Here is a 24290-nt window from a genome sequence, read left to right on the forward strand (position 1 = left end):
CGTCCACCACCGTGCCGCCAAGTGCCGCCAAGTACCGCCAAGTACCGCCAAACGTCAGTAGATTTGCAGAGGGCCTGCCTCTTCGGGGCGGTGCGCGGCTCCCCATGCGGCCAACATGCAGCTCTCGAGCGGCGAGGTGAGGCCTGTGCTGCCGCGTCGGCTGAGCCGCCATGCGTCGCCGGCCCATTTGCGTGCCGAGTTGGCCGCGCTGGCGTCAAGGTCGGGGTCGGCGGCATGTTTGATGGTTCCGTTGTTCAAACCGCTCACGTAGCTTTGTCCGGTGGTCAGGAAGTCGGCCGCGTCCATGTCCACGAACTCGATGACGGGGTCGCCGTTCCGGTCGGTGAGATTATGCAGCCGGTCGGAGAGGTCGGCGGCGGTGCCGCGTTCATCGATGACGGCGGGCGCATGGTAGGTTTCGCACAGTCTCGTGATTTCGGCGGGCGCGTATCCGGTGCCGTCGAGAATCCTCAGCAATTGCGTGGTTATGGTGCCGTCGCTGTTGACGATGCCGGCGCTGATGCTGGTATGGGTGGCGTCCACGTCAACGGCGATGCCGAACACCACCGGCCGGTCTCCGAGTTCGGCCGGTGTCACCGGCATGGTGGCGGTGGTGTTCCATGTGGTTTCGTCTATGGCGCGGTCAGTGATGCCTTCGTCGCGCCGGTTGCCGAACGCTCGCGCCCACCCTGCCGGGTTGTCGCGGAACTGCTCGTGGAAGTCCCTGAGCTGTGATTTGTCCCAAAGCAGGCCGGCTGCCGGGTGGTAGCGCATGATGGCGTCGAGGTCTTCGGGGTCTTCGCCCGAGGGCAGGCCGAAGTCGAACCAGCAGGTGCGGCGCGACTGTTCGCCCTTGCGGCATGTGTCAAGCTTTTTGTTGAAGAACGTCGAATCGGCGGTGCCTTCGGTCGAGGTTATCCATAGTTGGGGTTGCACGCCGGTGGCCTTCAATCGGGTGGCCATAGTCGGCATGAACCCGTCGAGAATCGTGTTGCCGGTCTCTTCGGACAGTGAAAACGCCTCATCGAGTGTGATCTTGTCGCCCTGGACTCCGTGGCCGGCAACCTTCGTCACTGATTTCGGCATTATCACGCTGCCGTTGACGAATGGTTGGCGGAGGTCTCCGGCCCCCATGTAGGGGCGTGTGGTGATGTCCGCGAGAGGTGACGCCTGAATGGTCTTCAGGTATTTCTTGAAGTGGTCGCCAGCGTCCTTGCCGGTCTGTGCAAGATAGTAGATGAACCGGTCGGGCCCCCACTGCGAGTTGCGTGTGTCCACCGCGTCCACGAGCGTTGACTTGCCGCATTGTCTGGGCGTCGAGAGAATCACGGTGTCGTAATAGTAGGTTCCGGTTACGGGGTCGATTTCACCGGCCACGTCTGCCACGAGCTGCTGCCACGGCAATAGCGGGGTGCCGAGCAGCTGGGCGAACCTGGCGACGATGGGCCCATCCGTCCGTCGTTCGAGATTACGCGGGGTGCCGCCGCGTACCGGCGTCATGCCTTCGCCTGCTGCAGCAGGTCGGCGAGGGCCGGGTTGACTTCCTTTTCCTCGGGGAACATCTCGTTGAGCTCCTGGAACCACAGAAGCAGCTGGCCCATGACACGGCTCGTGTCGCGGCCCTTGGCGTTCAGCACGTCGAAGTTGCGGGCGATGTTCACCATCGTCTTGCAGATGAACACGGCGCGCGAATTAAGCTTGCGCCCATGCACGAAGTCCTCGATAAGCTCCTTGGTGGCCTTTTCCTGCAGCCCCGCCATGATGTTGTCGTAGGCTTCGAAGCCCGGCAAGGTTTCCTGGCTCATTATTTTTCAATCTCCTGTTTTCGTTGCTATTCCGCCGTTTTCAAGAATTTTTTTTGCTCGTTTCGAGAGAGAAAAAAAACTTGGCGCGGGGTCTTTTGGCCGTCCGGCCGTTTAAAAAAGCGACTACCATTGCGGCCTCGCGTCGATTCGTTCGCATTGATTGCGCAGACCGAGCTCCGCGAGCCGTGCGCGTCGCGCACGCTGCCTCGCGTCCAGCAATTCCTGCGTGAGATGGAGCGAATACCATTGTCTGGCCGTGAGCTTCGCGCCCTCGTTGCGATGCTCGGCAGCGAGCCGGTCGAACACCGTGGCCGCGCCGGGGTCCACCACATGCAGCTCGTAGTCAAGGGCCAGCCATTCCTCCAGCAGGCGCGGGTGCGCGCGAGTGGACGGCAGCGACTTGATAAGCCACACCTCGACCGGCGCGTTCATTCTCGCGAGCTTGTTATAGGCACCCTGCCAAGCGCCCTGCGCCGTGGCCACGAGCGGGCCAGTGGCCTCGTGCTTCACGTCCACGTCCATCATCAAAGCTTCGGCCAAACGGTCGAAGTCCAGGATAAGCGCGCCACTGCCGGCATGTTCGGCCACATATGAGCTCTTGCCCGCGCACGGCGGCCCCATGACCACATGCAACGTGGCCCCATAGCCCGACAACACGCGATTGCTTCGGCTGATGTTGCAATGCTTGCACGCGCGGCGAATGTTCGCAACGGTGCCCTGGCCACCGGCCTTGAACGGAATGATATGGTCGTCCTCTTCACCGACCTTGGTGCAGCCGGGAAGATTCAGCCAGCATTCATTGCCCCACAAGTCGATGACGGTCTGCCGCACGCGCGCACCGACAACCTGACGCCTCGCCATCACTCCACCTTCCCCTTCTGCGTCTTCACCCACATATCCAGATCGGCCAGCTCGTACATGCACGGCGAGTTGATGGCGTCACCGGCCTTGAACCATGTAGGGCCGGTGCCGTCGCATCTCATGCGTTCCATCTGCCTTTTGCTCATGCCCACGTATCTTGCCGCCTGCGCGGTGGTCAGTTTCGTCTTCGGGTTCACAGCAGGCCCACCCACGCCTTGAGCGAGGCGATAAGATCGTCACGACGGAACCGGTAGACGCCGGCGATGCGTTCCGGCTTGTGAATCACCGCGTAGCCACCCTCTTTCGAACTGGACAGCTGGCGAAGCACATGCACGCCCTCCGGGTCGGCGGTGCGAGCGATCATGTTCAGCTTCAGCAGCTTGCGTACCTGTTCCTCGGTCACGTACTCGCTTGACACCGTGTCATGCTCCAGACGCGGAAGATTCCAACGAATCGCGTTCTTGATGTCCTTCGTGCGCTGTGCCTTATTGGCCGGAACCTGCCGCCTCGCACGTTTCCTCGTCGGCCTGTAATCCACCGCATAACCCATAATCTGACCTCGCTTCCCTGTAAAGCATTGATTGAAATTCCGATTGATGTTCTGATTGATTGCCCCGGCCACCTTGGTCTTTCATGTGGCCTTCGGGTGGTGAACGGGAGAGCGGGGAACCCAAGCCGGAAAACGGCCGGAAGCCGCAAGGCTTCGCCAATCATTTCCGGTAGGGCTCCCCCAAGTGCTTCGTAACGGAGCCACGGTTGTCGCTTGAAGGAAGCAGGCCGAAGCCTGCGCGCAAGGTTACGACCACGGGCCCGCCCCATTTTGGCGGTGATGCACCCTGTTGCGCCCTGACAATGCGCCCGTGGCCGTTCAGTAAACCCGCATGACGGCCCCGCGCCGCCGTTGTAACCACGCCACCACATGACGTGTGTTTGTAACGCGCTGGGCAAGGCGCGGCCGGGTACTTTAACGCGCTAGGATCCACCGACGGTCGTAACCCATCACGGCGCATGAAATTATCGAAGAAGAATCACAGGTGTCTTCGCCGCCTCGCGTCCACCGCGAAAGCATCATTGATGGACGCGCGCAACGCCTCCACCTGAGGGAACGTCAACACCTGACGTATCTGGATATCCCCAGAATCACCCGTGAGATAGAACAGGCCAGGATAATCCGGCACCGCCTGCACCTGAAGCCTAGAAGCCATGCCACGCCTCCAAACGCTCAGGCAGTTCCGCGGTCACCATGCCAGCACACAAACACGTCACGCCCAGCAGCAGCCAGAAACCACACACCGCGAACACCAAACCAACGAACACCGCCGCGAACAGGAAAAACCGTCTATACAGCCACCCGAACATCACGACACCACGCCTTCATCATCGACGGACAACTGTTCCGCATCGGGAATCGACCGGATGCAGCAGATCAGCTCATAACCTGCGTATTCGGGTATCGAACCCGACGTGAGCACTATCGCCGGCGCGTCCTTGTCGTCCGTGAAACAACGCACCGGGCCGCAAGACCACTTCACACTGCTCTTCGTCTGCAACCGGAACACCACCAGATCACCCGGCCGCACCTCGTTCGGAGCGGTCGTAATTTCATACCGCATCACGACGCCTCCCTCTTGCTTGAATCCCTCTGAAAGAACCCGAGCTGGCGCTGGGCCAGCCGAAGCTCGTCAATCCACTGCTGCAAATCAGCAGCTCCCACCAGACGCGAGTAAGCGCTGCCGTCATCGCCGATGACAGACACCATCACCTCGTCCCTGTGTCGGTCATGCACGACCACATTGATCTGGGTACTCATAATCCCACCTCCATTGGCGCATCTGCTTTGCAAGCAGAGGGTTGACAACGTTTAGGTTCCTTCCCCCGCCGTAGGCTTGATAAGGAAGAAGAAACAAGCCCCATGACGAACCGACGAAGGAAGGAAGAATAATGGGAGTTGACGTGATGGCTTCGCTTGCTTTTGCCGGTATTTCCGCTGGCGCGGCCGTTGGGGCCGCAATAGCGGCGGTAATAGGCAATAAGAAAGCGCAGGGAGCCAACGACATCGCCGCGCAAGCGCTCGGGAAGAGCGACAAAGCGAACGAGTTGAGCGAACGCGCGAACCAAATCGCACAAGATGCGCTCGAAGTCAGCAGGAGCCAGCACCTGCGAGAGACGACGCACGAGGTCGTCGATTGGACACTCGAGATTGATGACGCAGGAGTGTTCACCCTGTCCAATATCGGCACCGATTCCGCCTGCAATGTGGCCGTAGTCATCACGGGTGTTCCCGAGGAAGGATGCGAGTCCGCAGAATGGAGACTCAACGAGTCTCGGAGGATACAGCACGACATTCCGGCCGGCCGCCAAATCATTATCGACACCCCGCAAATACGCGATGTAGTCGAGCAGGCCAGAACAACCTTCCTTTACATCCCCGGCGTCTACGATCACAGGGCGCACATGGATATCGAAGTCACAATCTACTGGGAAAACTCCGTAGGAGTCCTCTCTTCGAAGGTCATTAAGCGTCATTTCGACTAGAATCTGCGCTGGAGTCATCACGCCACCTCCAAGGGCTTCGCGTAATCGGAACGGCCAGTGAGGTAATCAAGGCTCACATCGAAGTAGTCGGCGATACGAGACAAGTCACGAAGAGTGAAATTGGTACGGCCGTGAAACTTGTCGCTCACGGCCTGCTCAGATACCCCAAGCACGCTAGCGAGTTCACGCTGCTTAACGTGATTGGCTCGCATCAGCTTTCTTAGATTCTGAATCATCATCATTCTTTCAGTATTAACTACAGAATATCTGTAATTAATACACGTAAATATCTGTATATGCAACTACGAAACGCCAGTACTTACGGAATATCCGTAGTAAAATATCAAAACATGACAGCAACTATGGCAATGCCGAACGCAACTAAGCGTAGGCAAGACGTACTAGCAATGAACGTTTCTCGAATGCTTACCGCGCGTGGCCTGAGGAAAAAAGATTTAGCTCACGCTATGGGTGTATCCCCTCAAGCGATGGCATCACGCTTGCAAAGTAAAGCCAACTGGACTCTTGACGAAGCATGTTCAGCTGCTGACTTCCTTCACGTTTCACTTGATTTACTCATGAAGGATAATTTAACTGCTGCGGAAGTGCTGGGATACGCAAATACCGCCACCTCGGATGAATCCAAGAATGGCGGTATTTCTGCGAGTAATGAGTGGGGCCGCAGGGGCTTGAACCCTGGACCGGGCGATTATGAGTCGCATGCTCTAACCGACTGAGCTACGGCCCCACATTGGTTTGCATCGGCAAAAGCCAACTTGGATAGTGTAGCATGCCCCTGCCCCGCCGACTTACTCCATGTATTGCAACGGATTCTCAATGAAACGCCGGAGTCCCATTTCCGCTGCTCCATAGAGTGACGGATGTTCCGCAACAGGCGGCACGAAAACGCGGATTTTCACGTTCGGGTAGCCAAGAATCTCGGAGCGCAATCGGCCTTCAAGCACATTGCCAAGCTCGTCTCCGAAATGCGTCCACAATCCGCCGAGCAATACGGTATCCACATCCACCATGTTGACGGCGGACGCAATGGCGGAAACCAGCGCATCTGTAGCCTCATCCACCACCTTGGCCACCACCGGGTCACCTTGCCGCCATCGTTTCAGGAATTCCTCGATGGCCTTGGTGCTCGTGGCCTCCTCGTCTTCAGCGATTTCCGCAGCTTCCACCAGTGCTCGGCGGCCCGCGAATGCCTCCAAGCAACCGTGGCGGCCGCAGCGGCAAAGTGGCCCATCGATGGATACGGACATGTGACCGATCTCCCCGGCGAACCCATGCGAGCCGGACACCACGGCACCATCGCGAACCACAGCGCCACCGATGCCGATATCAGTGGAAAGGTAGATGAATGAATCCATACGGTCCACCACGTTTAAAAAGTCCGCTCGCTTGGTGGCATACCCTGGAATCTGCGCAATAGCAGCCATTTTGGCCTCATTGCCGGCCACCACATCCAGCCTGCGCACAACATTGAATCGAGTCAGGTTCACATTTTCCCAGCCAAGGTTGCGGGCCACGAGCAGCCACATGTCTTCAGTCACAATACCGGGTAAGGCGAGTCCGGCACCTACCACTTTGCAGCCACGCCTTTTGAGACGGTTTTCCAAAGGAAAAGTCATCGCATCAAGTTTGGCGAAAATCTCATATGGATCAGTACCGGTCATGTCTTCGCTGACCCATTCCTGACCTAAGGTATCGCCGTTCAGATCAAGAGCCAAGCACCCATAGCCGTCGGTATTGATCTGCAATCCAATGCCGGCCACGCTGCCGCCTCGAATTTCCAGCGGTGTGCTAGGGCGTCCATATGCCGTGGAAACTACCGGATCACCTTCACTGATTACTTTGCTTTCCAGTAGCATTGAAGACAGCAATGACATCGTAGCTTTGGTCAGACCGGTTTCCTTAGCCAAATCAGCGCGGCTCATCGGCTTGGGCGCACGCAGCAAGGCATCGAGCGTTACCGAAAGATTATGATTGCGCAGATCTTCCTGATTGATTCTGCGTAGATTCGTCATGGTACCTCACCCCTTCGTTGCTGTTGCATTATGAACCGCTGACTTCTAGTGAACGCTCACATCTGTTCGACTCATTATGCATTATGCGTCATCCCACGCATAGGAAAGCGCATCGTTGCGTGTTTCCGTTTGCATTCAGACGTTGGAATACAGTATAGTTTAATCGTCTAACTTATTGGTCAAGACGCGCCGAACACAAGCGCTTTAGCCTCATTGAGGAGGAATTCATGGCAACGATTTTGGTCGCTGGCGTCGATACGTCAACCCAATCAACAAAAGTTCGCATTACAGACGCCGCAACCGGCAAATTGGTCCGTTTCGGTCAGGCCAAGCACCCAGATGGCACTTCAGTCAACCCTGAGTTCTGGTGGAAGGCATTCCAGGAAGCCGCCGAACAGGCTGGCGGGCTGGACGATGTGGCCGCTTTGGCCGTGGGCGGCCAGCAGCATGGCATGGTGATCCTGGACAAGCAGGGCAATGTTATTCGCGACGCCATGCTGTGGAATGACATCAGCTCTGCACCGCAGGCTGCCGCTTTGATTGAGAAGCTTGGCGAAGCTCCTGCCGAAGACGGCGAACCGGAAGATGTCATCGCTCGCGGCAAGCAGCGCTGGGTCAAGGCAGTCGGCTCCTCCCCTGTGGCTTCCTACACCCTCACCAAGGTGGCTTGGGTTGCCGAAAACGAGCCGGAGAACGCTAAGAAGATTGCGGCCGTCTGCCTGCCACACGACTGGTTGAGCTGGCGCATTGCCGGCTATGGCCCTGTGGCCGAAGGTGAGGACGCTCATCTGGAGGCCCTGTTCACCGATCGTTCCGACGCCTCCGGCACCATTTACTACGATGCCGCACACAACGAATACCGCCGCGATTTGATTGCTATGGTGTTGGCCGCAGCAGAAGGCGAAGAGGCGGCCAAGGCTCACGCTGACGCCATCGTGCTTCCCACCGTGCTCGGACCGACCGAAGCCGCCGCCGTCAAGGCATCTCCTGCCATTGCCGGCAAGGATGTTGAAGGTGGCTGCATTCTGGGCCCTGGCGGCGGTGATAACGCTATGGCTTCTCTGGGCTTGGGTATGGCAGTCGGCGATGTTTCCATCTCGCTGGGCACCTCCGGCGTGGCTGCGGCCATCGCCGAGAACCCGGTCTATGACTTGACCGGCGCAGTGTCCGGTTTCGCGGATTGCACCGGCCATTACCTGCCGCTGGCTTGCACCATCAACGGTTCCCGTATTTTGGATGCCGGCCGCGCAGCCCTCGGCGTGGATTACGACGAGCTAGCTGACTTGGCTTTCAAGTCCGAGCCTGGCGCAGGCGGCATCACGCTGGTGCCGTACTTCGATGGCGAGCGCACGCCGAACCGCCCGGATGCCACCGCTTCCCTGACCGGTCTGACGCTGCACAACACCACTAAGGAAAATCTTGCCCGCGCATTCGTTGAGGGTCTGCTGTGCTCTCAGCGTGACTGCCTTGAACTGATTCGTTCGCTGGGCGCTCAGATCAGCCGCATTCTGCTGATTGGCGGCGGCGCCAAGTCTGTGGCCATCCGCACGCTGGCACCTTCCATCCTCGGCATGGATGTGACTCGCCCTGCAACCGACGAGTATGTGGCCATCGGCGCCGCCCGTCAGGCAGCCTGGGTGCTTTCCGGAGAGGCCGAACCGCCGACTTGGGAACTCAACATCGAGGGCGTGGAAACCGGCGAACCGACCGAAGCCGTATACGAGGCTTATGCCAAGGCTCGCGGCTGATTGCAGCATTGTGATGCAATATAACTGAATACGCTACCGCCGTGGTGGGCAACCGATACGAGCTCGGCTGACTGCCACGGCGGTTTTTCGTTCAAGCTCGCTATAATCAGTTCGTTTGAATAAGTCTGGAGATCCCATGAATAATCGCTCCCGTATGATGTTGTACGCCCTGACCGCCGTGGCCTGCGTGGTATGGATTTATCAATCCGTTAAGGAATCTATGTCGGACGGCACCATAATCAGCACATCCAACATCATTTTCCTCGTATGCATTGGCATCGCCGCCGTGTACTGTGCCGCAAACGCGCTGATTATCTGGTGGCGCCAACCCGGCAAGGATGATGAAGACGGTCCTTCATCAAATGCTGCAGAAGACGCTGAGGAAGAGACTGAAGACTCCAAGATGGATTCCGGTTCCCCCGCCGAGCAGCAGTCTCCTCAAATCAATAACCAATAGTTTTCATCACAAAGCGGTAAGCGGCCTATGCGGCGGCTTACCGCTTTACTAGTATCGTTTTCAGACAGTGCATGCGTCATAGTTGCGCATGAATATCAACGGCGCAAGGAGTACCAATGGAAGCCACTGCAACCATGTCCATCATTATCAGCGTTGTATTGGGAATCATTTGCATTCCCTGCGGCCTGTTTCTGGGGCTTATTCCAATGAAGGCCGATCAGGTCACGGCCAAGCAATCCAAAGCATCGCAGATGATGTGTTTTATTATCGCCTTGATTTTTATCGGACTGCTGGTCGCTGGACGTGACCTGGAGACTTGGGGCATTGTTATCGGCCTGGTCATCGGATTCGCCATTGGTAAGATTCCGGCACTTCATACCTGGGCTGTGAACAAGTGGCCGTTCCTTGAGCCTAAGAAGCCGGCCACCAAGCCAAAGCGTGTTAAGAAGGCCAAGAAGAAGTAATATCCCGCCTTCTGCATCTCAACCGGCGCTATGTATGCGGCTCGACGAAGATCCCGCATACATAGCGCCGGTTTTAGTGTCTTAATCCTCACTATGTATGCGGCTTCATGGTTTTACCGCATACATAGTGAAGGTTTGGGTTCGTAGCCTGCATGTAGAACTATAACGCACCCGCAGAAAGCACCCTCCCGCATGCACGAAAAAGGGACGCCGCCTAGACGACGTCCCTTTCGGAGGAGGAGGGAACCAAGTAAGTTCCTATCCCCGTGGCAACCGGGCGCACACCCCGACTACCAGGTGCAACATCAGCCCTTCTTCTTCTTGGAGAGCAGATCGTAGGCCACTGCGGCGATCACGACGAGGCCCTTGATGGTCTTAACCCAAGCGGCATCCACACCCATGATGGACAGACCCTGGTTCAGAACACCCATGATGAGTGCACCAACCATAGCGCCCGGGATGGTACCAATACCACCGGTGACGGCCGTGCCACCGATGAAGCAGGCGGCGATGGCGTCCATCTCGAACTCCATACCGGTCTGTGCGGAAGCGGAGGCCAGACGGGAGAGGGTGATAATGGAGGCGATGGAGACCAGGAAGCCCATGTTCAGGAAGATCTCGAAGTCGACCTTCTTGGTGTCGATGCCGGAGAGGATGGCGGCCTTGCGGTTGCCACCGACTGCGTAGACGTTACGACCGAAGACCATGCGGTTCAAGACGAAGTAGTACACGCACACCAGTACGCCGATGATCACGAGCACGATTGGGATACCGCCCTGGGTGGCGTTGCCGGACATGGCCAGCAGGTAGGTCACGTAGCCGATGGCGAGTGCTGCGACCACGCACTTCAGGATGACGAAGCTCATCGGCTGGGCCGGCAGACCATTCTTGACGGCCTTGGCGCGCTTGGTGAGCTGGCTCCATACCACAAGCACAATGGCGGCGATGCCGACGATCAGTGCGGTCAATGCAAACGGTCCAACGAAGATGGTCGGGATGTAGTCCTTGGAGATGGAGCGGAACGCTGCGTTGGAGACCGGGATGGATTCACCGGCGACGACGGTGGCGAGACCACGGAAGATGAGCATGCCGCCCAAGGTGGTCACGAAGCCAGGGACTCCGACGTAGGCGACCCAGAAGCCGTGCCATGCACCAATTGCGAGGCCGATGACGATCATCAAGAGGATTGCGGCCCACCACGGTACGCCGTGTTTCATGGCCAGTGCGCCGACACCACCGATGAAGGCCACCACGGAGCCCACAGACAAATCGATATGGGTGGCGATGATGATCATCAACATACCAATGGCGGCGATGAGCACGTATGCGTTCTGCTGGAACAGTGCGACCACGTTGTTCGGGTTCAGGAGGCGGCCGCTGGTCAAAATCTGGAAGACGATAATCACCAGCACGAGGGCCAAATAGATGCCGTAGGAGCGCATGTTGCCCAGCAACAGGGACTTGAGGCTCTGTTCCTCTCCGCCCTTCTTTGCGGCGGGGGTTGCGGTTGCAGTAGACATTTTCAGCAATTTCCTTTCAAAGAACGTTTTTCCGGGCGCGCGGTCAGGCGAATACCTGATCCTTGGGCAGCGGGGTTGCGGAGGTCATATAACGCATGAGCTCCTCCTGGTTGGTGGTCTTGGCGTTGAACACGCCCGTGATCTGACCTGCGCTCATCGTGTAGATGCGGTCGCAGATACCAAGCAGCTCAGGAAGTTCGGAGCTGATAACCACCACGGCTGAGCCGGAGTCGGCAAGCTGGTCAATAATCTCGTAGATGTCGTACTTGGCACCAACGTCGATGCCTCGTGTGGGCTCATCCAGGATCAGGACCTTTGGGTCAGTGGCCATCCATTTGGCCAGCACGACCTTCTGCTGGTTACCACCGGAGAGGTTTCCTGCCGGCATTTCGATGGTCGGAGCCTTGGTACGGAATTCCTTGCGGTATTTCTCCGCGACCTGCTTCTCCTTGGTTTCGTTGACCACTCCAAGCTTGTTGGAGAGTTCTTTGAGGCTTGCGAGGGAGGTGTTCTCGCGAATGGTCTTCATGAGGTTCAGACCGTAGACCTTACGGTCTTCAGTGGCGTATGCCACACCGTGGTCGATGGCGGAGCGCACGGTCGGGAAGTGAACTTCCTTGCCTTCCACGAAGATCTTGCCGGAGGCGTTCACACCGTATTGACGTCCGAACACACTCATCGCTGTTTCGGTGCGGCCAGCACCAATCAGGCCTGCAAGACCTACGATTTCACCTGCGCGCACGTTGAAGCTCACGTTCTTGGCGACCAGACGAGTCTCATCGAGTGGATGATGCATCTTCCAATCCTCGATGCGGAACATCTCCTTACCGATGTGGCTCTCGTGCACCGGGTAGCGGTTGGTGAGCGGACGACCGACCATGTCACGAATCAGTACATCCTGGTCGAGCGGATGTTCGGCATCGATGTCGATATGGCTGATGGTGTGGCCGTCTCGAATCACCTGTACGGCGTCTGCCGAGTAGGCGATCTCGTTGAGCTTGTGGGAGATGATGATGGCGGTGATGCCCTGCTCGCGGCGTAGGCCATCGATCAGGTCGAGGAGGTTCTTGGAATCCTCGTCGTTCAATGCTGCGGTCGGCTCATCGAGGATGAGCAGCTTCACGTTCTTGGTCAGGGCTTTGGCGATTTCGACGAGCTGCTGCTTGCCGACGCCGATGTTGGAGATCAGGGTGTCCGGGTTCTCATCCAGACCGACCTTCTTCATCACGTCGTAGGCGATGCGACGCTGTTCGTCGGCATCGATTGCGATGCCCTTCTTCTTTTGGTTACCCAGGAAGATGTTCTCCTGGATGGACATGTAGGGAACCAGTGCAAGTTCCTGATGGATGATCACGATGCCTTTTTCCTCGGAATCGCGAATCGTCTTGAATTTGCAGGTTTCGCCGTTGTATACGATGTCGCCCTCGTAAGTACCGTACGGGTACACGCCCGACAGCACGTTCATCAGGGTCGACTTGCCGGCACCGTTTTCACCGCAAATCGAGAATATCTGGCCCCTCTTGACCAGGATATTCACGTCGTTCAATGCGGTGACCGGGCCGAAGCGCTTGACGATATGACGCATCTCCAAAATCACGTCATCGTTTGTAGCCACAGTTACCTCCTCCGATAGTTTCGTCACTGTGCATGGTGAAGGCGCCGTACCGCATCGTTGCAGTGCGGCGCCTCCTTATCTATTCGTTTCGCTTGTTACTGGTCAGTTGGTTATGTGTGCGATCACAGACCAGCGTCGGCAGCGGAGATGTAGCCACCATCAACGAGAACCTTCTTCAGGTTGTCCTTGTCGACGGTAACCGGGGTCAGCAGCTGAGACGGAACATCCTTGACGCCGTTGTTGAAGGTATCGGGTGCCTTCGGCTCCTTGCCTTCGACCAGAGCCTTGATCATCTCGGCGGTGGCCTTGGCGAGTTCACGGGTGTCCTTGTAGACGGTCATGGACTGCTTGCCCTGAACGATGGCCTGAACGTTGGCCTTTTCAGCATCCTGGCCGGTGATAATCGGGTAGTAGTCCCAGCCAGCAGCCTCTACGGTGTTGTAGGTACCGGTTGCCTCGGCGTCGTTCTGCGCGAGGACTGCGTCGAGCTTGGTGCCGTCGTTGTAGAAGGAGTTGATACGGTTCTCCATCTCGTTCTGGGCCTTCTGACGATCCCAGTTATCGATACCGATGGACTGCCAATCATCAGCGGAGGCCGGAACCTTGCCGGACTTGGACTGCAGGACGCCGGACTTGAAGTACGGTCCGAGCACATCCCAAGCGCCCTTGAAGTAGTAGCCTGCGTTGTTGTCGGTCGGGGAACCGGCCATCAGCTCGACATTGAACGGGCCCTTCTGTCCATCCTTCAGGCCGAGCTTCTGCTCGATGTATTCGCCCTGCATACGGCCGACATCCTCGAGGGAGAAGGTGGTGTAGTAGTCCACGGCGTCGGTGTTCATGACCAGACGATCGTAGGCGATGACCTTGCCACCGTTGGCGGCGACCTGCTCGGCAGCGGCACCGGTTGCAGTACCATCGATGGATGCGATGACCACGTAGTTCATACCATTGTTGGCCATGTTCTGAATCTGCGAGGTCTGCAGATCGGTCTTGCCGTCTGCGTACTGCAGGGTAACGTCATAGCCGTAGCCCTCGAGCTGCTTCTTCAGGTTCTCGCCATCGATCTTCCAACGCTCGAGCATCTGCTCAGGCATGGAGATACCGACCTTGACGGTGTCCGATCCGCTACCACCGGCGGTGGTGGTACCACGGGAACCGCCGCAGGCGGCCAGCGGGACAAGCATGGCGGTAGCAGCAATTACGCCCAGGGCCTTGGTCCACTTGTTCATGGGTATTCCTTTCGTCACTGAATAGGAACTTTTGATTTCCTCTTCCTTGGTTCCGGCAACCTTGCCGAACCTGTTAAAAATATACCACATAGTTTTTTGATTTAACAATTACCAATTGGTGACTTTTACTGAAATAACGCCATTTTTGACAGATTTGATTCATTCGCCTAACTAAATGTGAGCGGTAACAATGACAGAGTATTAACGTTTTTTAGTTCAAGAAAGTACACATATCATCAACGGGGAAAAACGCGACACGCCGACATTCGGTCGAGTTCCAGACCCAGGCATACCTCAATATCTCCAAGCAAAAACTCACATTATTCAATCAAAATACAATAATTCATTTCATATATACACATTTTGATTCATGGCAACACGCTCAGCGGCACAATCCAATATCCGGCCCTCTTCTACGCCTCGAACAGGCCCCACGCGAAAACCGGTCACAAAGCCCATGAATCATACAGTCCTTATATTCGCACAAAACGTTCCACCCACATCATCCCTACAACAACAATGCCGTCCTGCCCACAAGCAGAACGGCATTACGGATTACTTTTTCGACCCATACCTTGGCAAACGTCAGTCCGACTCCCCCATTTCAAAGAGGGCAAGGAACTTCGGCCGCCAGGCATAGCGGGTGGAAACCAGAACCAGGCCGGCAGCGGTCAGCAGAGCGCCGAGTGGCGCCGCCACGGGATCAACGAACAACAACGCGGCATAAGCCACCGCCAGCAAAGCCAGCGAGAATAACAACATTCGATGTGCGTGCATAGCAGTATCTCCATTGACGTTGCGCAGGTACGCAGAGTGGAATTAATTATTTAGTTTAATGATTTAACCATATACCCGTTGTGTTACGAATGCAAATCATCAGCATCTATTGACAGGTCCAAAGCTACGTCCCAATATGAAATTGAGTGCAGTCCTCAAACGTAATGCCTGCCACACCAATGCAATATCGGGCAATTTGCGTTAACGTACCATTCAAACATGCCACGCCAGCGCATTTCGAGACTGTACGCACTGTTGTACCGCGAAAATCCCTATAACCTCGGTCAGTCTACCGATAACGCCGTGTCACAACAGTGCAATATCAGCAAAAACGCACGATTGTGGCATGCATTCCACCCATGCTGTTCGGTAACACGAACACAAACCACTCCATAAAGCAGGAATCACAAACAACAATGGTCAGATACCTCGCAACCATGCCAAGGCATCTGACCATTCCTCAACCAGCAATCATCAACGGGACATGGCACTACTCCATATGAGCACTTCGCCTCTCGGATATGAGGCAAGAGGGCCACGCGCAGATTGTTCATCGCGCGAATCACCCACAATGTCACGGTTCACCACAATCGGCGAACCATCCGGATATTCGAAGTATTCCTCCACAATACGAGGTTGGCCCAAATCGGCGGTGGACACCACCGCACCGGTTACTTGCATCGCATCATTCGGTAAATGAAGCGTAAGCCACAATTCTTCATCCGTCTCTCGCAAACCAAGAGAACCCGACTCAGCGCTCACCTGCGAACCAGGCTCCCACGAAGCCGCCTGCGCACCCCCAAGATAGGTGTTGGAAGAAAGCTCCACTGACTGAGGCAGGTATCGAATCATTTCTTCATCGCCTAAGCCGGCATTCGCAACACTTTGCTCATATTCAGCAAGTGAGTGCGGACTTTTTTCGAAGCATGCGCTACCGGTATCCACCACAGTTTCGCTACCCACAGCATCAACGGTACGCTCGCTTCTCTGAACACCGCTAAGTCCCATAAACAGGTTGTTGATATAGCGGTCATCACCGCCATACACGAAAGCTTCACCGGCAACATCAGTGGAATGCGGGAAGTGGTATGGCGTGGACCTATCCAGAACCTGCGCATGACGGATACGACCAGCAAATACATTATTGATGAATGCAGCACCCTGTGCATAATCATCAAAACTAAATTCTGAGGCGAACACATTGTTCATGAACGTAATCGGTCCATGAGTTACTTCGGTCATAACATCTCGAGTGTTGCGATAGAACACATTCGAATCCACTATGGTGCCCTGCGCCTGCCAGTCCAGCCACATGCCCAGCACGGAATCGTGCACGCGATTGCCCCGAATCACCGTATCAACCGCCGCATGCATCTTGATAGCCGCAACTTCCCAGCCAAAGAATTCGCGCTTGGTTCCGATACGAGAAATATGGTTATGCTCAATCAGGCTGAATGCGCAACCCATATGACCGACCACACCATTCTGACCACAATCGTAGATCACGTTGTCGCGCACTATATGTCCGCCAACAACGCCCTTCTTCCATCCAGTATGCAGTGCCTTATACACAGCCTCTTTCTGGTACTGGTAGCCGGACTTGCGGCGTGTACGAGTCGAATCATTGTCTCCAGTGGAGATTTCCTTACCAAGCGATATAGCTGAACATTTCGCATCATGGATGAGATTGTTCTCAATCACCCAGCCACGAGACCAATGCGGGCCAATCAGTCCAATTTGATCGGCGGTTGGTGGCGTATACGGGCAAGCGGCCTGAGCCAGCTCGAAACCTGAGACCGTAATGTAATTGACAAACGTGCGGCTTGGATAGAAACAGGTTTGTCGCACATTGATTTCAACCAGTTCCTCGTTCGGATTGACATCATGGAAATTAGCCCAGATGACTGTACGCTCAGCATCAACGGCGCAACACCATACGTTCACCGTTGCTTCTGGGTCAATAAGAGGTACCACCGTATCCGTAGCGGCGTCACGCCCAGTATCCCAACGCTCAGGGTTACGCACCTTATCAAGCGAGGAGACTTCGTAAAATGATTTGCCATTGAGATACACATCACCGAGGTGACGAACCTCCTCTCTCGGGTCAGGATAGACAGTCCAGTCACCGAAGACCGTCTCAATGTATGGGTTGTAGCTACCGAAAAACGTATTCGGAATCTCAACCCGCCACACGCCGTCACCTTCCGGCACCCATGTGTCAATATGCTCGGAACCTGTGATAATCGGACGTGGCTCACCTTCAGCAGCGCGATACGTGATGCGATTCGTCTCACTTTCGCCGCCAAATCGGGGATCTACCGATTCGCGATATATGCCCGAATGCACAACAATTTCGTCTCCGGCATGAGCAATCGCTGCTGCTTGGCCGATCGTCATAAATGGGTTGGCCTCAGTGCCATTGCCCGACAACGAACCCGCCGAAGCCGAAACGTGATATTGCGTCATTGCATTACTCCTTTGTATTTGAAAAACTCACACTGAATTATCTTCAACTTCGGCGCGCTGCTCAGGTGTCCAATCCTCGGGCACTTGGCCAATCACATGGCAGGGATTGCCTACGGCGATGGAATCGGCTGGGATATCATGCGTCACCACGGCACCGGCACCAATGATGGTGTTGTCTCCAATGGTCACGCCTGGGCAAATCACCGCATTGCCGCCAATCCACACATTGTTGCCGATGGCTACATCTTCATTGTGCTGCCATCCTTCAAGTCTGGGTTTGCGTGCAATGGCGTGGTTCGGTGTATAGATGCTGACCCTTGGCCCAATCAGGCAGTCCGAGCCGATGGAGATCGGGCCGCCACCCACAACAAGGAAATCCATATTGATGAACGTGCGGTCGCCTATCTTCAATCCCAACCCATAATCCAGACGGATCGGAGGTCTGAAATCCACCCCCTCCCCTGCCTCAGGCACAAGTTCGCGAAAGAGCCGTTCAGCCTCAGCCGTATCCTCGAAATATATGCGATTGATGCGATCGCTCATTTCCTGCGACTCACGCGTCAGTTCCGGCAGGATCTTTGACTTGCGATATTGCAGCCAATCGTCGGCAAATAAAGCCTTTACATCCGGATAATCACGCTTAAGCTGTTCAAGATCATGCGCCATCGCATTGCCTCCTTATATTTGTTCAATGGTTGAACGATATTGTAAGACAGGCACCCGCTATCACTGGCATTCCACACCAGCCAGGCATCCCACGAAGCCACCAGCCCATTCCGTGCTCAGGAATCGGGCATCGTACTCCCCCAACACCCGAGCTTGCGTTGAATCACCATGCACAATCAGCACTGCATCATCACTGAATCCATCCGCTCCTGCAGCATGCCGCATAGCGAGGAATTGCATTCTATTATCAAATAGATGCACACCCAGCCATTCATCTGGCGCAACAACCCCCAACTCTAAATGTGCTGTCTCGCTACGATCGGTGATTTCAACGTTGACTCGGCGATCCTCCACTCGCAGCGTAACGGCATGCGTTGAATCCTGATGCAGCATTAGCGCATAAGACGGAGCAGCCAGTACTGTATAGTCAGGTTCATCGACACGTATGAATCGATATCCGTCACGTCCACGCACACCTATCAAACGGTTATCGTCATAACGAATCACTTCGGGCTCAGCATTCATTTCCGTATGTTCAGCGATTTCCACCAAGCGTAGTTCACCATTATCATCCGCGATGATGTCAAGCGCCTGCGGCAAACGACCTAAACCAGGAGCAACAACCGGCCAGCCGGGGTCATTGTCATTGTCCTGCTTGATGGGATCTTCACCTTCCAGCTTCCAGGAAACAGGATTGCGCTCCCAAACAACCGGTGCAATGAATGTTTCACGGCCCAGGTAACTGAACAATTCGCCAGGCTCATCGCCGGGAACCTCCCGCACGCCCAGGCACGTGAGCAGCCAACCGGCTTGTGGATGGCACAACAGATCGGCATGACCCACACATTGAATGAGTTCGCTATTGCCGAGATGGCGATGCGTCAGCACCGGGTTCTTCTTGCATGCTTCAAACAGACGGTCATACTGCCCCACAACACTATGTTCGCCTTCGCGCGCTGGCTCAATCCACACGTCACGCGCTGCGATGTTCCGCTCAAAAACGGCGAGCGCAGCAGCAAACCCCTGCGGAGCATGCGTACGCATCATCATCTCACTGTGCTCGAAACTGGTGCCGCCTTCAGCGGTCATCAAATACACCCAATCCCCTACGCGGTAGAGGTGAGGCCCTTCAGCCCAAACCGCATTGACGCCATATCCACGCCAAATCACGGTCTTATGATCCTGCAAGGTCCAGTCGGATGGGTCAATGGGCTGAGTCCATACCTCGGTCTGCCCCTCCCATTGTGGTTTCAACGCCGGGCGAGTCTGGGTCCACCAAACCGCGCCATCCGAATCTTCGAAAATATCCGGATCGATGCCTTCCGCACCAGCAATCCAATACGGCCCATGCCACGGACCTTCCAATGATGGTGCAGTAATCACGAAATTGCCTTGGGACGCCCGGCAACCTTCGACATCCTCCGGCGAGCAACCGCAGGCGAGCGCACGTTCCTCGTTCACGCGAGCCACCGTGCATACGATGACATACTGCCCGTGAATACGGCGAATGGTCGGAGCATAGAGACCGCCCGAGTCTTCGACGCCTTCGATAAGCAGACGTTTTGCCATTGCTGCATTCACGGCATCACCCACATGCTTCCATGAGACAAGGTCACGCGTCACATGAATCGGCAGACCGGGTATTAACTCGAATGATGAATTGACCAACACAATCTCATCTCGCGTCTTATCCCACATCCACGATGGATCCGGATACATGCCTCGCATTACCGGATTCGCTACCACATGCGTGTGAGCAACCATATCCACTGCTCCATTGTTCGTATTGTTCATTTGTTCATGCTTTCTCTCGTCATTGCGATGAATAATCAGGCTTGTTCCAGTTCAGGGGTTTCTTCGGCATCGAAGAAACGAAAATCATGAAAGGCCGCTGCACCTCCGCACTTCATAGTGGGCAGCAAAAAGAGCCCTATTCGGCATCCGATAAAATAATCCAACGTGTAATGCAGCTCATGCGCGTCTCCCAATCTGCTCCAACATGGCTGTTGGGCGTCAGGGTCCAGGTATGCAAATGCCACCAAGTCCTTTTTGTCGGTAAAGTCATAGATGGCACGCAACCTCACTCTTGACCCGCTCAGTTGGTAGATGCATATTCCACAGCCGGACTGTCATAGTCTCCATCTCCCCATATCGAGTCGCTAATACGCGGCTTACCCTGCACGCTGACGGTACAACCATTCCCATTATTGCTTATTGCAATAAATCGGTAATAGCCTTGTATGGCTGCAAGACCGGCAAAGTCGCCGGGTTGCAACGCCGATGCATCGACTGTAACCTCGGCCATGCAGCGAGGTCCAACCGTACGTTGCGTCAGCGTATTCCATGCGTAATTGAGATTAGGAACCACACGGTGCCCATGGAGCACCAGAGAACCAGGGCGTTCAGCCAGTGACCACGCTTCATGATGCGGCTGATGATTGAACTGCCAGAACGGTTTAATCATGCGAAGGGATACTTCACCATCGCTGCCAGGCCGACACCGAAAATCATCGCTTCCATTCAGTTGCTCGTAATGATAATCGGCATGTTTTGTTGGCACACTGATATCAATCGACACTACGCCATCATCACCCAATACGGGAAATCCGTCTTCGCCGAAGCGCATTGGCATAATGGTGGGTACGCGCCCCAATGCGCCGCGATCATGCATCATGAAGGCATACCATCGGCCATCAGGTGTATCGACCATGCCTCCTTGGGCATCGCCCAAATCATGGTAACCCAAATCGTCATCGAGAATTTCACGAGCTTCAAAAGACGCGTCCAAGGCCTCTGCCATCAGACAAACTTCAGTTTTGCGATGCCCTTTTCGGTAATGGCAAGTCCACACATAGTAACGGCCTTCATGTCTATAAATATGGCTGCCTTCGAATCCAAGGTCGGCTTCAGGATCATCTTCGGCGATAATCCGATTGAGCCTCCGCTTTTCGGGCGGCTCAGATCCGGTTCCAGTTCAGTTAAATGAAGCTGCATATTGCCGTACACCATGTATACGCGCCCATCATCATCGTACAGTACGCTGTTATCGTGGTAGAAGCCTTCGATGGTACGTTTTTTCCACGGCCCTGCTGGGTCACGGGCTTCAAGCACATACGTCTTCTTCGTATCGTTCGCGGTGAACACAATAGAAAAAATTCCATCGTGATACCGCAATGACGGCGCCCACATGCCGCAGCCGTAAGCATTACGCCCCTCCTCCTCCAACCGTTGGGCAGGCGTATCATCAAGCTCGTCGTAGGCGTGCGCAAGTAGTTCCCAGTGCACCAAATCATACGACTTCAGCACGTCGCAACCAGGCATGAGGAACATCGTGGTGGATGCCATGTAATAGGTTTCCCCCACCCGGATGATATCCGGATCAGGAAAATCGCTGTGGATAACCGGATTATGTCCTATCGTCATCCTCATATGTTCGCTACTGCTCATGAAGCATCACCAGTTCCGCTGCATATACGTATGTTCACCAAAGTGCATCGCGGCATTGGTGTACGGTTCGAAACAATCCCAGATAGGCAGGGGATTGCCTCGACCGTCTGTTCCGTTCGGGTTCCCTGTTGCGGCAAAGTGTGTCCAATATCGGCTCAGCGCATCACCAAGTTCGTAATGCCACCCGCTAAATGGTCGCCAGCAAACGCCAAGATTGTTGAAAGTGAACCATAATTCCGAAGAGTGGAAGGCTCCTGCATTGTCTCCGGGCATATCCACATCGAACCGGTAATAGTAAGGGTGGCCGGCACCTGATTTCACCCACGTATGTAGCAGTTCAAGGTTGCCTTGCTCGCCAACTGCAACACGAGTCCCATCAGAGCTTGTCTCCATGAACTCGCCTGTGGTATTGCCAACGAGTATCTCTACAGCCTGCTGCTTTCGATTCGCAATGGTTGCACCATATTGGTCATTCAGGAATCGCCCATCTATGCAGGGCACCCAATTGGCTGGCATCGACCATCCACCAGGTACAGTAGCAGCACCGTCCGGGGCGGGGAATCGTTCTGCAGCATCCAACAGTTCATCCGCGGGTATACAGCGTGCGTCTTCCACCGATTCAGCTCCTATGAATGCTAAGAACCGGGATCCGTTGCGCTGAGCTTGTGCCAGTGAACGCACATGCGCATTGAACATGCCCAGCCCGGCTCCGGATTGCATAATGGCACGATGGAATACACCATTATTCATTGGCGAACAGATTTGCGAAAGCACGCTAGCAGCGCCCGCCGATTGACCAAACAACGTAATGGAATCCGCATTGCCGCCAAACGCTGCAATATTGTCCCGCACCCATATCATGGCAGCACGCTGGTCCAACAAACCGAAGTTCGCGCATGGTTCCATAGCTGTCATCGATGATTGTTGAGACAAATCCGAATGGGCAAAGAATCCAAACACATTGAGTCGATATGCGATGCTGACCACCACTACGCCAAGACGCGCAAGCGCGCTACCATCGAATTCCTTTTCTGCCGTGGAACCGCATTGATAAGCGCCACCGTGAATCCACACCATGACGGGGAGACCTCCGTTTGCATCAACACGACTATCGCACCGAGCCTCTCCACTCCCACGCAACGCGGGAGTCCAAATATTGAGATACAGGCAGTCTTCGCTGCGCGGCGATTCGGGATCCATTTGCCATTCCCTGCCGTAAAAATCATGGGCATTCCACTGCGGCTGCATAGCACTTGAGCCGAAATCATGAGCCTGGAGTAGACCGTCCCAAGGTTCGACGTGCCGCGGCGGCCTCCAACGCAGATTTCCTACCGGAGGCTGGGCGAAGGGCACACCTCGAAACACCGTGATACACGGGTCTTCGGCGGCTATACCTTCGACTTCTCCGTATCGTGTGCGCACTCGCCTCAATACCATCGCCCAAACCTCCTTGTTGGTTATCCGCTCGCCAGACTGGCATCTTCCTTACCGAAGGAACCGGTATGCAACACCGTTCATGAACCCAATCACCATTGGTATCGGTAGTTACCGCTCAAAGCGAGCATGGCGAATGCGTACAGGAAATTGTCGTAGTAGCGTCGAGAGCCTACACGCATTGGCGTATTCCACAGCAGGTGAACCCATACGCGCGCATTGTGACGGGCATCGGGCAGGGACGAGTGCCATGAGGCCAGTGACCCTTCAGCGGTGGCGGCCAGGAATCCCACTGGATGCAGCACCGTCTCGTCTACCGCGGTTCCATCCACCTCGTACACGCTGGTACGATCATGGGTCAGGAAGAATCGCTGCAACGCCGCAACGCGGTCGCACAACACCGAGTCGGTCGCTCCATTCCAGCTGACATCCAATCCAATATTGCCGGCAGTCCGATAGGCATCGGAATAGAACCAGTCATGTCGTCCAAAACGTTCTTCGGTGTGGGGTGTGCCATCATATAAGGCATATTCGCCGTTCATTCCGGTATCGGCATTACAAGCGGTTTCCAAATATGACCGGCTTGCAGCCGCGGCTTCACGCCAGAATACGTGATCCTGTTCATCGGCGCACAAAGAGAATACCTCATAAAAATGCGGCAAATGGTAGGAAGGATCACTCCATTCCGTTTCAGGAATGAACTTAATGAGTTTATTATCAGCGTTCCACATTGGCTCGCCTGCCTCATCGCGGCCCTTATGCACGCAATAGTGCAGCAGTTCGCGAGCGCGGGACGCATAATCATAGATGCCTTCCCCGCTTCCCCATCGACGGTCAGCCAGGAATAAATCCATCGCAAAGTATTCCTCGCCATCCGGAGCCGGACCATCCGCACGCTCGGAGCCGTCAGGTCGCACCGACCAGGAGAAATAATGCGCATGATGGCCTTCAGGCATGTACATGTATGTCATGACCCAACCCCACAGTCGGTCGAATACATCCTGCCTGTCATATTGCACAGCGAGCATCATCGCATAGCTCATGCCCTCGGTCCGTACATCGTTATTGCCGGTATCCATAACATAGCCCAGACCATCTTCGGTCTGCCAATAGAATTTGTTGGGCCCTTCGAAAATCTCATGCCAGACCTGCGCAACTCGCGCATCGATCTCGGGTTGAGCGTAACCGCATTCGGCAAATAATGAATTGCTCGTATTCGTCATCGTGATGGGC

26 protein-coding genes and 1 tRNA gene are annotated in these 24290 nt (G+C 55.4%); 4 read left to right on the forward strand and 23 right to left on the reverse strand.

Annotated elements, in window-relative coordinates; all coding sequences use genetic code 11:
• Window positions 1-54: 54 nt before the first annotated feature.
• From BISA_RS10880 to BISA_RS10910, 9 genes are all read right to left on the reverse strand, one after another.
• Complete coding sequence (locus tag BISA_RS10880) at window positions 55-1500, reverse strand: hypothetical protein (protein WP_033891973.1); 1446 nt, start codon at window positions 1498-1500, stop codon at window positions 55-57.
• Window positions 1497-1805 (reverse strand): hypothetical protein, encoded by a 309-nt coding sequence (locus BISA_RS10885; protein ID WP_033891974.1) that lies wholly within the window; start codon window positions 1803-1805, stop codon window positions 1497-1499. Before BISA_RS10885 ends, BISA_RS10880 begins: the two co-directional genes overlap by 4 nt.
• Before the next feature lie 123 nt (window positions 1806-1928).
• Window positions 1929-2666 carry an HNH endonuclease gene (locus BISA_RS10890; RefSeq protein WP_033891975.1) on the reverse strand — a complete coding sequence of 246 codons (738 nt, stop codon included), beginning with the start codon at window positions 2664-2666 and terminating at the stop codon, window positions 1929-1931.
• A complete protein-coding gene (locus BISA_RS10895; RefSeq protein ID WP_156099612.1) occupies window positions 2666-2812 on the reverse strand; it encodes a hypothetical protein in 147 nt (48 codons plus the stop codon). Before BISA_RS10895 ends, BISA_RS10890 begins: the two co-directional genes overlap by 1 nt.
• A 47-nt stretch (window positions 2813-2859) precedes the next feature.
• The gene (locus BISA_RS10900; RefSeq protein ID WP_033891977.1) at window positions 2860-3216 is read right to left on the reverse strand and encodes a hypothetical protein; all 357 of its coding nucleotides are present in this window, start codon (window positions 3214-3216) and stop codon (window positions 2860-2862) included.
• Between the two features lie 478 nt (window positions 3217-3694).
• Window positions 3695-3871, reverse strand: a complete 177-nt coding sequence (locus BISA_RS13200; protein WP_162832219.1) for a hypothetical protein — start codon at window positions 3869-3871, stop codon at window positions 3695-3697.
• A complete protein-coding gene (locus BISA_RS13030) occupies window positions 3861-4028 on the reverse strand; it encodes a hypothetical protein (protein WP_156099613.1) in 168 nt (55 codons plus the stop codon). The genes BISA_RS13200 and BISA_RS13030 overlap by 11 nt, the downstream gene beginning before the upstream one ends.
• Window positions 4025-4279: a hypothetical protein gene (locus tag BISA_RS10905; protein ID WP_033891978.1), complete on the reverse strand. Its 255-nt coding sequence runs from the start codon at window positions 4277-4279 to the stop codon at window positions 4025-4027. Before BISA_RS10905 ends, BISA_RS13030 begins: the two co-directional genes overlap by 4 nt.
• Window positions 4279-4476: a hypothetical protein gene (locus BISA_RS10910; RefSeq protein ID WP_033891979.1), complete on the reverse strand. Its 198-nt coding sequence runs from the start codon at window positions 4474-4476 to the stop codon at window positions 4279-4281. The genes BISA_RS10905 and BISA_RS10910 overlap by 1 nt, the downstream gene beginning before the upstream one ends.
• A 131-nt stretch (window positions 4477-4607) precedes the next feature.
• On the opposite strand from BISA_RS10910, the gene BISA_RS10915 reads away from it, so the two are divergent.
• Window positions 4608-5201 (forward strand): hypothetical protein, encoded by a 594-nt coding sequence (locus tag BISA_RS10915; RefSeq protein ID WP_033891980.1) that lies wholly within the window; start codon window positions 4608-4610, stop codon window positions 5199-5201.
• A gap of 17 nt (window positions 5202-5218) precedes the next feature.
• On the opposite strand, the gene BISA_RS10920 is transcribed toward BISA_RS10915, so the two are convergent.
• From BISA_RS10920 to BISA_RS10930, 3 genes are all read right to left on the reverse strand, one after another.
• On the reverse strand, window positions 5219-5443 hold the full coding sequence (locus tag BISA_RS10920; protein WP_237746151.1) for a helix-turn-helix domain-containing protein: 225 nt from the start codon (window positions 5441-5443) through the stop codon (window positions 5219-5221).
• A 432-nt stretch (window positions 5444-5875) separates the two neighbouring features.
• A tRNA-Ile gene (locus BISA_RS10925) sits at window positions 5876-5949 on the reverse strand.
• 61 nt (window positions 5950-6010) lie between these two features.
• Window positions 6011-7234 (reverse strand): ROK family protein, encoded by a 1224-nt coding sequence (locus tag BISA_RS10930; protein WP_033891981.1) that lies wholly within the window; start codon window positions 7232-7234, stop codon window positions 6011-6013.
• 227 nt (window positions 7235-7461) lie between these two features.
• Between BISA_RS10930 and BISA_RS10935 the strand changes: the two genes are divergently transcribed.
• The 3 genes from BISA_RS10935 to BISA_RS10945 all read left to right on the forward strand — a co-directional run bounded on the left by BISA_RS10935 (window position 7462) and on the right by BISA_RS10945 (window position 9903).
• Window positions 7462-8982 carry a xylulokinase gene (locus BISA_RS10935; RefSeq protein ID WP_033891983.1) on the forward strand — a complete coding sequence of 507 codons (1521 nt, stop codon included), beginning with the start codon at window positions 7462-7464 and terminating at the stop codon, window positions 8980-8982.
• A gap of 154 nt (window positions 8983-9136) precedes the next feature.
• Window positions 9137-9439: a hypothetical protein gene (locus tag BISA_RS10940; RefSeq protein ID WP_237746152.1), complete on the forward strand. Its 303-nt coding sequence runs from the start codon at window positions 9137-9139 to the stop codon at window positions 9437-9439.
• A gap of 116 nt (window positions 9440-9555) precedes the next feature.
• Window positions 9556-9903 carry a hypothetical protein gene (locus BISA_RS10945; RefSeq protein WP_033891984.1) on the forward strand — a complete coding sequence of 116 codons (348 nt, stop codon included), beginning with the start codon at window positions 9556-9558 and terminating at the stop codon, window positions 9901-9903.
• A gap of 305 nt (window positions 9904-10208) precedes the next feature.
• Here the strand turns inward: BISA_RS10945 and mmsB are convergent, their stop codons facing one another.
• The 11 genes from mmsB to BISA_RS10995 all read right to left on the reverse strand — a co-directional run bounded on the left by mmsB (window position 10209) and on the right by BISA_RS10995 (window position 24280).
• Entirely contained in the window at window positions 10209-11423 is a 1215-nt protein-coding gene (gene mmsB, locus BISA_RS10950; RefSeq protein ID WP_033891985.1) for a multiple monosaccharide ABC transporter permease, read from the reverse strand.
• A gap of 43 nt (window positions 11424-11466) precedes the next feature.
• On the reverse strand, window positions 11467-13008 hold the full coding sequence (locus BISA_RS10955) for a sugar ABC transporter ATP-binding protein (RefSeq protein ID WP_237746157.1): 1542 nt from the start codon (window positions 13006-13008) through the stop codon (window positions 11467-11469).
• A 152-nt stretch (window positions 13009-13160) separates the two neighbouring features.
• On the reverse strand, window positions 13161-14267 hold the full coding sequence (locus BISA_RS10960) for a substrate-binding domain-containing protein (RefSeq protein WP_033891987.1): 1107 nt from the start codon (window positions 14265-14267) through the stop codon (window positions 13161-13163).
• 585 nt (window positions 14268-14852) lie between these two features.
• Entirely contained in the window at window positions 14853-15044 is a 192-nt protein-coding gene (locus BISA_RS10965) for a hypothetical protein (RefSeq protein ID WP_033891989.1), read from the reverse strand.
• A 474-nt stretch (window positions 15045-15518) separates the two neighbouring features.
• A complete protein-coding gene (locus BISA_RS10970; RefSeq protein ID WP_033891990.1) occupies window positions 15519-17510 on the reverse strand; it encodes a right-handed parallel beta-helix repeat-containing protein in 1992 nt (663 codons plus the stop codon).
• 27 nt (window positions 17511-17537) lie between these two features.
• The gene (locus BISA_RS10975; protein WP_033891991.1) at window positions 17538-18176 is read right to left on the reverse strand and encodes a sugar O-acetyltransferase; all 639 of its coding nucleotides are present in this window, start codon (window positions 18174-18176) and stop codon (window positions 17538-17540) included.
• 60 nt (window positions 18177-18236) lie between these two features.
• Window positions 18237-19970 carry a glycoside hydrolase family 43 protein gene (locus tag BISA_RS10980; protein WP_237746153.1) on the reverse strand — a complete coding sequence of 578 codons (1734 nt, stop codon included), beginning with the start codon at window positions 19968-19970 and terminating at the stop codon, window positions 18237-18239.
• A 301-nt stretch (window positions 19971-20271) separates the two neighbouring features.
• Entirely contained in the window at window positions 20272-20976 is a 705-nt protein-coding gene (locus BISA_RS13405; RefSeq protein WP_237746154.1) for a beta-xylosidase family glycoside hydrolase, read from the reverse strand.
• Window positions 20976-21623, reverse strand: a complete 648-nt coding sequence (locus BISA_RS13410) for a family 43 glycosylhydrolase (protein WP_237746155.1) — start codon at window positions 21621-21623, stop codon at window positions 20976-20978. The genes BISA_RS13405 and BISA_RS13410 overlap by 1 nt, the downstream gene beginning before the upstream one ends.
• Window positions 21624-21629: 6 nt before the next feature.
• Complete coding sequence (locus tag BISA_RS10990; RefSeq protein ID WP_033891992.1) at window positions 21630-23060, reverse strand: carboxylesterase/lipase family protein; 1431 nt, start codon at window positions 23058-23060, stop codon at window positions 21630-21632.
• An 89-nt stretch (window positions 23061-23149) separates the two neighbouring features.
• Window positions 23150-24280, reverse strand: a complete 1131-nt coding sequence (locus BISA_RS10995; protein ID WP_033891993.1) for a family 8 glycosyl hydrolase — start codon at window positions 24278-24280, stop codon at window positions 23150-23152.
• Window positions 24281-24290: the final 10 nt, after the last annotated feature.

The organism is Bifidobacterium saguini DSM 23967, assembly GCF_000741715.1.
Classification (GTDB): domain Bacteria; phylum Actinomycetota; class Actinomycetes; order Actinomycetales; family Bifidobacteriaceae; genus Bifidobacterium; species Bifidobacterium saguini.

What these genes read in the sequence shown, in the direction of transcription:
- BISA_RS10885 (WP_033891974.1), bottom strand. Translation starts at nt 1,805, where the DNA reads ATGAGCCAGGAAACCTTGCCGGGCTTCGAAGCCTACGACAACATCATG.
- BISA_RS10935 (WP_033891983.1), top strand. Translation starts at nt 7,462, where the DNA reads ATGGCAACGATTTTGGTCGCTGGCGTCGATACGTCAACCCAATCAACA.
- BISA_RS10975 (WP_033891991.1), bottom strand. Translation starts at nt 18,176, where the DNA reads ATGGCGCATGATCTTGAACAGCTTAAGCGTGATTATCCGGATGTAAAG.
- BISA_RS13410 (WP_237746155.1), bottom strand. Translation starts at nt 21,623, where the DNA reads ATGAGCAGTAGCGAACATATGAGGATGACGATAGGACATAATCCGGTT.
- mmsB (WP_033891985.1), bottom strand. Translation starts at nt 11,423, where the DNA reads ATGTCTACTGCAACCGCAACCCCCGCCGCAAAGAAGGGCGGAGAGGAA.
- BISA_RS10965 (WP_033891989.1), bottom strand. Translation starts at nt 15,044, where the DNA reads ATGCACGCACATCGAATGTTGTTATTCTCGCTGGCTTTGCTGGCGGTG.
- BISA_RS10920 (WP_237746151.1), bottom strand. Translation starts at nt 5,443, where the DNA reads ATGATGATGATTCAGAATCTAAGAAAGCTGATGCGAGCCAATCACGTT.
- BISA_RS10960 (WP_033891987.1), bottom strand. Translation starts at nt 14,267, where the DNA reads ATGAACAAGTGGACCAAGGCCCTGGGCGTAATTGCTGCTACCGCCATG.
- BISA_RS10910 (WP_033891979.1), bottom strand. Translation starts at nt 4,476, where the DNA reads ATGAGTACCCAGATCAATGTGGTCGTGCATGACCGACACAGGGACGAG.
- BISA_RS10970 (WP_033891990.1), bottom strand. Translation starts at nt 17,510, where the DNA reads ATGACGCAATATCACGTTTCGGCTTCGGCGGGTTCGTTGTCGGGCAAT.
- BISA_RS10940 (WP_237746152.1), top strand. Translation starts at nt 9,137, where the DNA reads ATGATGTTGTACGCCCTGACCGCCGTGGCCTGCGTGGTATGGATTTAT.
- BISA_RS13405 (WP_237746154.1), bottom strand. Translation starts at nt 20,976, where the DNA reads ATGGCAGAGGCCTTGGACGCGTCTTTTGAAGCTCGTGAAATTCTCGAT.
- BISA_RS10905 (WP_033891978.1), bottom strand. Translation starts at nt 4,279, where the DNA reads ATGCGGTATGAAATTACGACCGCTCCGAACGAGGTGCGGCCGGGTGAT.
- BISA_RS10890 (WP_033891975.1), bottom strand. Translation starts at nt 2,666, where the DNA reads ATGGCGAGGCGTCAGGTTGTCGGTGCGCGCGTGCGGCAGACCGTCATC.
- BISA_RS10915 (WP_033891980.1), top strand. Translation starts at nt 4,608, where the DNA reads ATGGGAGTTGACGTGATGGCTTCGCTTGCTTTTGCCGGTATTTCCGCT.
- BISA_RS13200 (WP_162832219.1), bottom strand. Translation starts at nt 3,871, where the DNA reads ATGGCTTCTAGGCTTCAGGTGCAGGCGGTGCCGGATTATCCTGGCCTG.
- BISA_RS10930 (WP_033891981.1), bottom strand. Translation starts at nt 7,234, where the DNA reads ATGACGAATCTACGCAGAATCAATCAGGAAGATCTGCGCAATCATAAT.
- BISA_RS10880 (WP_033891973.1), bottom strand. Translation starts at nt 1,500, where the DNA reads ATGACGCCGGTACGCGGCGGCACCCCGCGTAATCTCGAACGACGGACG.
- BISA_RS10995 (WP_033891993.1), bottom strand. Translation starts at nt 24,280, where the DNA reads ATGACGAATACGAGCAATTCATTATTTGCCGAATGCGGTTACGCTCAA.
- BISA_RS10945 (WP_033891984.1), top strand. Translation starts at nt 9,556, where the DNA reads ATGGAAGCCACTGCAACCATGTCCATCATTATCAGCGTTGTATTGGGA.
- BISA_RS10895 (WP_156099612.1), bottom strand. Translation starts at nt 2,812, where the DNA reads ATGAGCAAAAGGCAGATGGAACGCATGAGATGCGACGGCACCGGCCCT.
- BISA_RS10955 (WP_237746157.1), bottom strand. Translation starts at nt 13,008, where the DNA reads ATGCGTCATATCGTCAAGCGCTTCGGCCCGGTCACCGCATTGAACGAC.
- BISA_RS10900 (WP_033891977.1), bottom strand. Translation starts at nt 3,216, where the DNA reads ATGGGTTATGCGGTGGATTACAGGCCGACGAGGAAACGTGCGAGGCGG.
- BISA_RS10990 (WP_033891992.1), bottom strand. Translation starts at nt 23,060, where the DNA reads ATGGTATTGAGGCGAGTGCGCACACGATACGGAGAAGTCGAAGGTATA.
- BISA_RS10980 (WP_237746153.1), bottom strand. Translation starts at nt 19,970, where the DNA reads ATGAACAATACGAACAATGGAGCAGTGGATATGGTTGCTCACACGCAT.